The 5,890-nt window shown below is 44.9% G+C and carries 3 protein-coding genes, 23 tRNA genes and 1 rRNA gene; 26 read left to right on the forward strand and 1 reads right to left on the reverse strand.

Features of this window, described 5'->3' with window-relative positions; genetic code table 11:
• Positions 1 to 50 precede the first annotated feature (50 nt).
• The 23 genes from rrf to BLR15_RS13595 all read left to right on the forward strand — a co-directional run bounded on the left by rrf (position 51) and on the right by BLR15_RS13595 (position 2,171).
• Positions 51 to 165 (forward strand): 5S ribosomal RNA (gene rrf / locus BLR15_RS13485).
• A 42-nt stretch (positions 166 to 207) separates the two neighbouring features.
• Positions 208 to 283: transfer RNA gene (locus tag BLR15_RS13490), tRNA-Val, on the forward strand.
• A 6-nt stretch (positions 284 to 289) separates the two neighbouring features.
• Positions 290 to 365, forward strand: a tRNA-Thr gene (locus tag BLR15_RS13495).
• Positions 366 to 375: 10 nt separating this feature from the next.
• Positions 376 to 448: transfer RNA gene (locus BLR15_RS13500), tRNA-Lys, on the forward strand.
• An 8-nt stretch (positions 449 to 456) separates the two neighbouring features.
• A tRNA-Leu gene (locus BLR15_RS13505) sits at positions 457 to 541 on the forward strand.
• A gap of 19 nt (positions 542 to 560) precedes the next feature.
• Positions 561 to 635, forward strand: a tRNA-Gly gene (locus BLR15_RS13510).
• Between the two features lie 23 nt (positions 636 to 658).
• Positions 659 to 747 (forward strand) — tRNA-Leu (locus tag BLR15_RS13515).
• 12 nt (positions 748 to 759) lie between these two features.
• Positions 760 to 833: transfer RNA gene (locus BLR15_RS13520), tRNA-Arg, on the forward strand.
• Positions 834 to 839: 6 nt separating this feature from the next.
• Positions 840 to 913, forward strand: a tRNA-Pro gene (locus tag BLR15_RS13525).
• Between the two features lie 30 nt (positions 914 to 943).
• Positions 944 to 1,019 (forward strand) — tRNA-Ala (locus BLR15_RS13530).
• A 19-nt stretch (positions 1,020 to 1,038) separates the two neighbouring features.
• A tRNA-Met gene (locus BLR15_RS13535) sits at positions 1,039 to 1,112 on the forward strand.
• A gap of 3 nt (positions 1,113 to 1,115) precedes the next feature.
• Positions 1,116 to 1,192, forward strand: a tRNA-Ile gene (locus BLR15_RS13540).
• Positions 1,193 to 1,214: 22 nt separating this feature from the next.
• Positions 1,215 to 1,307: transfer RNA gene (locus tag BLR15_RS13545), tRNA-Ser, on the forward strand.
• A gap of 19 nt (positions 1,308 to 1,326) precedes the next feature.
• Positions 1,327 to 1,400: transfer RNA gene (locus BLR15_RS13550), tRNA-Met, on the forward strand.
• Positions 1,401 to 1,418: 18 nt separating this feature from the next.
• Positions 1,419 to 1,494 (forward strand) — tRNA-Asp (locus BLR15_RS13555).
• Between the two features lie 27 nt (positions 1,495 to 1,521).
• Positions 1,522 to 1,594 (forward strand) — tRNA-Phe (locus BLR15_RS13560).
• A 12-nt stretch (positions 1,595 to 1,606) separates the two neighbouring features.
• Positions 1,607 to 1,682, forward strand: a tRNA-Thr gene (locus BLR15_RS13565).
• Positions 1,683 to 1,687: 5 nt separating this feature from the next.
• Positions 1,688 to 1,768 (forward strand) — tRNA-Tyr (locus BLR15_RS13570).
• Between the two features lie 4 nt (positions 1,769 to 1,772).
• A tRNA-Trp gene (locus BLR15_RS13575) sits at positions 1,773 to 1,846 on the forward strand.
• A gap of 2 nt (positions 1,847 to 1,848) precedes the next feature.
• Positions 1,849 to 1,924 (forward strand) — tRNA-His (locus tag BLR15_RS13580).
• A gap of 4 nt (positions 1,925 to 1,928) precedes the next feature.
• A tRNA-Gln gene (locus BLR15_RS13585) sits at positions 1,929 to 2,000 on the forward strand.
• A 7-nt stretch (positions 2,001 to 2,007) separates the two neighbouring features.
• Positions 2,008 to 2,078 (forward strand) — tRNA-Cys (locus tag BLR15_RS13590).
• Between the two features lie 18 nt (positions 2,079 to 2,096).
• Positions 2,097 to 2,171, forward strand: a tRNA-OTHER gene (locus tag BLR15_RS13595).
• Positions 2,172 to 2,317: 146 nt separating this feature from the next.
• On the opposite strand, the gene BLR15_RS13600 is transcribed toward BLR15_RS13595, so the two are convergent.
• Positions 2,318 to 2,402 (reverse strand) — tRNA-Leu (locus BLR15_RS13600).
• A 181-nt stretch (positions 2,403 to 2,583) separates the two neighbouring features.
• On the opposite strand from BLR15_RS13600, the gene BLR15_RS13605 reads away from it, so the two are divergent.
• From BLR15_RS13605 to BLR15_RS13615, 3 genes are all read left to right on the forward strand, one after another.
• Entirely contained in the window at positions 2,584 to 3,678 is a 1,095-nt protein-coding gene (locus tag BLR15_RS13605; protein WP_092988321.1) for a carbohydrate kinase, read from the forward strand.
• A complete protein-coding gene (locus tag BLR15_RS13610) occupies positions 3,675 to 4,583 on the forward strand; it encodes a pseudouridine-5'-phosphate glycosidase (protein WP_092988323.1) in 909 nt (302 codons plus the stop codon). Before BLR15_RS13605 ends, BLR15_RS13610 begins: the two co-directional genes overlap by 4 nt.
• An 80-nt stretch (positions 4,584 to 4,663) precedes the next feature.
• Positions 4,664 to 5,278 carry a hypothetical protein gene (locus tag BLR15_RS13615; protein ID WP_092988325.1) on the forward strand — a complete coding sequence of 205 codons (615 nt, stop codon included), beginning with the start codon at positions 4,664 to 4,666 and terminating at the stop codon, positions 5,276 to 5,278.
• Positions 5,279 to 5,890: the final 612 nt, after the last annotated feature.

A 5,890-nucleotide genomic window follows, 5' to 3' on the forward strand; every position in this document is an offset into this window, starting at 1 on the left:
GAACATTCCAAAGCCTGTGATTACATCGAATGTAGTCGACAGCAACATTGTCTGGTAGTGATGGCGGAGAGGCCACACCTGTTCCCATGCCGAACACAGTCGTTAAGCTCTCCAGCGCCGATGGTAGTTGGACTGACGTCCCGTCAGAGTAGGACGCTGCCAGGCAATGTTTTACATATTTTAAATCAAATAGTATTATTTTATTTTGGAGAATTAGCTCAGCTGGGAGAGCATCTGCCTTACAAGCAGAGGGTCGGCGGTTCGAACCCGTCATTCTCCACCATTTAATGCCGGCCTAGCTCAATTGGTAGAGCAACTGACTTGTAATCAGTAGGTTGGGGGTTCAAGTCCTCTGGCCGGCACCATTAGTAGATTGAGCCATTAGCTCAGTTGGTAGAGCATTTGACTTTTAATCAAAGGGTCAGAGGTTCGAATCCTCTATGGCTCATGTTTCATGCGGGTGTGGCGGAACTGGCAGACGCACTAGACTTAGGATCTAGCGCTTCACAGCGTGGGGGTTCGACTCCCTTCACCCGCACCATTAATTATTTAATTAGTAGGCGGAAGTAGTTCAGTGGTAGAACACCACCTTGCCAAGGTGGGGGTCGCGGGTTCGAATCCCGTCTTCCGCTCCATCTAATATTAAATTAACCTGTTTGCCGGGGTGGCGGAATTGGCAGACGCACAGGACTTAAAATCCTGCGGTAAGTAATTACCGTACCGGTTCGATTCCGGTTCTCGGCACCATATATTTTTTCTGCGCCCGTAGCTCAATTGGATAGAGCGTCTGACTACGGATCAGAAGGCTAGGGGTTCGACTCCTCTCGGGCGCGTTGTAACGGGAAGTAGCTCAGCTTGGTAGAGCACTTGGTTTGGGACCAAGGGGTCGCAGGTTCGAATCCTGTCTTCCCGACTTGATTCACAATTACTTATATATTATAATGGGGGCTTAGCTCAGCTGGGAGAGCGCCTGCCTTGCACGCAGGAGGTCAGCGGTTCGATCCCGCTAGTCTCCACCATTATTATTGAGTTTAACACGGCGGTGTAGCTCAGCTGGCTAGAGCGCACGGTTCATACCCGTGAGGTCGGGGGTTCGATCCCCTCCACCGCCATACGGACCTTTAGCTCAGTTGGTCAGAGCAAACGGCTCATAACCGTTGGGTCGCAGGTTCGAGTCCTGCAAGGTCCACCATCGTTTTAACTTATTTTCATACGGAGGAATACCCAAGTTCGGCTGAAGGGATCGGTCTTGAAAACCGACAGGGGCTTAACGGCTCGCGGGGGTTCGAATCCCTCTTCCTCCGCCATTTTTTTTAATATTATTATCGCGGGATGGAGCAGTTCGGTAGCTCGTCGGGCTCATAACCCGGAGGTCGTTGGTTCAAATCCAACTCCCGCAATTATTTAATTTTATGTAAGGTCCTGTGGTGTAGCGGTTAACATGCCTGCCTGTCACGCAGGAGATCGCGGGTTCAATTCCCGTCAGGACCGCCATTTTTTTACTTATTAAAATACAGTTGTGGTCCAGTAGCTCAGTCGGTAGAGCAAAGGATTGAAAATCCTTGTGTCGGCGGTTCGATTCCGTCCTGGACCACCTTTATAAATAGCCGGCCTAGCTCAATTGGTAGAGCAACTGACTTGTAATCAGTAGGTTGGGGGTTCAAGTCCTCTGGCCGGCACCATTTATGGAGAGGTAGCGAAGTGGCTAAACGCGGCGGACTGTAAATCCGCTCCTTCGGGTTCGGCAGTTCGAATCTGCCCCTCTCCATTCTAGGGGTATAGTTCAATGGTAGAATAGAGGTCTCCAAAACCTTTGGTGTGGGTTCGATTCCTACTACCCCTGCCATGGCGATCGTGGTGAAGTGGTTAACACACCGGATTGTGGTTCCGGCATGCGTGGGTTCGAAACCCATCGGTCGCCCCATTTTTGGGCTGTAGCCAAGCGGTAAGGCAACGGGTTTTGGTCTCGTCATGCAAAGGTTCGAATCCTTTCAGCCCAGTTTTTTTGGCGCCATAGCCAAGTGGTAAGGCCGAGGACTGCAAATCCTCTATCACCGGTTCAAATCCGGTTGGCGCCTTTAGCACCCTTTTAATATGCGGAAGTAGTTTAGTGTTTAGAACATGCTTCTACCTGAAGCAAGACATAGGTTCAAATCCTATCTTCCGCTCCATTTTATTTTATATTGTTTCATTAATTAAATTAATTGTTATATAGAGGACCAGCTGCATAAGCAGCTGGTCTTTTTAAATGCCAAATATTTCATACATTATTATAGAATAAAAAATCCCCTGAAGAATGATCTTCAGGGGTAATTAGTACCACCAGTCGGGGTCGAACCGACACGGCCTTTACGGCCATCGGATTTTGAGTCCGACGCGTCTGCCAATTCCGCCATGGTGGCATGTGGAATAATTTAAGACAACAATTATATTATAACTTACAGAGTGTCTATTGGTCAATATTAAAAGTTATCTTTTTAATTTTAATATTATTTCTAATAAAGTACTGTATGTCCAGTCACTTTATGTTATATTATAAACAAATGTTTGAAATTTAAACAAATGTTTTAAGGTGGTGTGTATGTGAACGAGAAAGAACAGATGGTTTTGGATAATATAAAGGAAAATCCTTTTATATCACAGCAGGAACTCTCTGATAAAGTCGGTTTATCACGGTCGACTGTTGCAAATATCATTTCCGGTTTAATAAAAAAGGAATATGTACAGGGCAAGGCTTATGTTCTAAGTGATGAGTATCCTATTGTCTGTATCGGTGCTGCGAACGTCGACCGTAAATTCTATGTGACGGATCAGCTGATGCATGGTACATCAAATCCAATCCAGTCAACTAAATCCATCGGCGGGGTGGCAAGGAATATTGGCGAGAACCTGGGACGGCTGTCGCAGGATGTGACTCTGATTACTGCATGCGGTGTTGATAGTGAGTGGGAGACGATCAGAACTTTGACTTCGCCGTTCATCAATCTGGATTATGTACATCAGATCGGTAATAAGAGTACTGGTTCTTATACAGCACTCATCAGTGAGAGTGGTGACATGGAATATGGTTTTGCTGACATGGAAGTATATGATGAACTGACACCTGAAGTTCTGATACAAAATACTTATATATTGAGACGGGCCAAATGTATCATTGCAGATCTGAACATTCCGAGAGCATCTCTCGAGTTTTTATGTGCATATGCGGAAAAACATGATATCAAAGTGGTTCTTATACCGGTATCGGGACCGAAGATGAAAAATCTTCCGCATAATCTGCATGCTGTGAACTGGATGATCGTCAATAGGGATGAAACCGAATCATACTTCGATATGAGGATTAAAACTGAAGAAGATTTAATGGAGTCGGCGCGAAAATGGAATGGCGCCGGAGTCGAACATGTCATTGTAACCAACGGTTCCAGTTCGCTTGCATACAGCACTGGTGACGAGGCATCTGTCCATATTATAGAGAAGTCAGCCAAAGTGACGGATGTCACCGGGGCCGGTGATTCATTCTCTGCAGCGGTTGTATATGGCTGGCTGAAGGGTATGGATATAGAAGACACGATCAAACTCGGCATGATCAACAGCAGAAAAACAATAGAAACAAGTTACACGGTCAGACAGGACCTGGATGAACATCAATTATTAAAAAACCTGGAGGAAATCAAATGAAACAATTTTTAAGCATTACAGACGAAGTACAGAAAGCTTTAGATGAGAATAAGCCGGTAGTGGCATTGGAATCAACAATCATTTCACACGGCATGCCTTATCCACAAAATGTCGAGATGGCAAAAGAAGTAGAGCAGATCGTCAGAGACAACGGTGCCGTACCTGCAACGATCGCAATCATCGACGGGAAAATAAAAATCGGACTGAACGATGAAGAACTTGAAATCATGGGTAACACAGAAGGCATCGCGAAAGTTTCCAGAAGGGATATGGCACAGGTGATCGCGACAGGACAGCTGGGCGCAACAACAGTGGCATCCACTATGATATGTGCAGAGATGGCCGGCATACGTTTCTTCGTTACAGGCGGTATCGGCGGGGTCCACCGCGGAGTGGAAGATACGATGGATATTTCAGCAGACTTGGAAGAGCTCGCACAGACTGACGTCGTCGTTATTTGTGCCGGCGCCAAATCCATCCTGGATCTTGATAAGACGATGGAATACCTGGAAACTAAAGGTGTGCCTGTTATCGGCTATAAGACTGATGAACTGCCGGCATTCTTTACACGTGAAAGCGGTATAGGCCTCAATGCTTCAAGCGATACGACAGAAGAGATAGCATCCATTGCGAAGACCAAATATGAACTGAAACTGCATGGCGGCATTGTGGTGGCCAACCCGATTCCAACAGAGGATGCAATGGACAGGGATTATATTGACGGCATCATCAAAGACGCGGTGAGGGAAGCTCAGGAGAAAGGCATCCATGGGAAAGATTCAACACCTTTCTTATTAAGTAAAGTTGTAGAAAATACGGATGGGAAGAGTTTGGAAACGAATATCAAGCTCGTTAAAAATAACGCGAAAATCGGCACACAGATTGCTGTAAATTATCACAAATAAATTTATTAATAATATATCAATTCTGTGACAAGATGTTATAATCATATTTACATCATATCTGTGATTAGAGGAGACTTGTTATGGGTAAAAACGTTACAATTGTAATTGAATACGGTATTCAAGGTGAGAGCATGATCAAACATGCGCTGGAGTTGGTACAAAATGATGATAACCTTAATATTCTTGTCGTCGATATCAGTTCCAATGAGCTAAAGTACAATAAGGAAGTGGACTTCCAGCTGATTAAAAACCGTGCTGAAGATTTGGCTTGTAATTTAGACATTATTGAAACTGTCCCCAAACATGCATTTGAAAAAGCAGTTCAATATGCTCAGAAGAAAAAAACAGATCATTTGATCATAGGAGAAGACAGAGAACAGTTGATGGATCTCATTCTCCAAGGGTCGCTGTCGAGCTATATATTGACGAAGCTGCCTCAGACATTCCTGACATTCATCCCGTTCAACCTGGCGGTGGATAATGATTTCTTTGATTATGCTTCAGGAAAGAGAGTGTTTCTTAAAAATATCAACGGTGATTATATAATCGTGGATAATATTGATGATGATTATGACTACGAAGCTGTATATTATAAATCGAATTACACTGATTTCGAAACAGGAATGATTTATATTTATATCGGCGACAGGCTCATCGAACGCAGAATTACAGAAGGCATAGTAGAAAATTTCTGATACAGTACCCTAAACCTTTCAAAGTGAAAAGGTTTGGGGTATTTTTGGTGCGCCCGGCATGGGTGACAACTTGGTGGTGAAAGTCCACTACAGGCTTGGCAGTAGGAACTGTTAGCTGACGGCAAGGGTGTCCATCGTGAGGTGGAATCTGAAGGAAGCCTGAGGCAAACACTCGCACTGACGGACAGAAACTTCATAACAAGGCTGACTTGGCGCGGACGAGCTAACCGAACATAGTAAAGTCCAATACTGCCCAGACGCCATACAGTAAATGAAGCAGTGACATGAGTGGAAGGTTGTCAGTCTTACCCGGGGAGGTCTCACAGGCGGCAGATGCCGTAGTAACAACGAACTGTGAGAAGTCAGCCGAGGTCGTAGTAGGTTGAATACCGAAGGACCGAACAATATTCATACAAAGTATAGAATGGAGGTTAACGATTCACGATGATTACAGAAAACAACATGGGTTGGCAGACTGCGGAGAGATAGGGCAGCACCCGAAGGGTATGCAGATGCGTATAGTGAATCGGTAGGTGAAATGAAAGAAATGTATCGTGAGTCCGCATCACTGATGCGGCAAGTTGTCAGTCATGACAATTTAATCAAAGCCAT

The organism is Lacicoccus qingdaonensis (assembly GCF_900101075.1).
Lineage (GTDB): Bacteria > Bacillota > Bacilli > Staphylococcales > Salinicoccaceae > Lacicoccus > Lacicoccus qingdaonensis.

Bases quoted from the DNA above. Each gene is read 5' to 3' on its own strand.
- BLR15_RS13615 (WP_092988325.1), top strand. From the start codon at position 4,664: ATGGGTAAAAACGTTACAATTGTAATTGAATACGGTATTCAAGGTGAG.
- BLR15_RS13610 (WP_092988323.1), top strand. From the start codon at position 3,675: ATGAAACAATTTTTAAGCATTACAGACGAAGTACAGAAAGCTTTAGAT.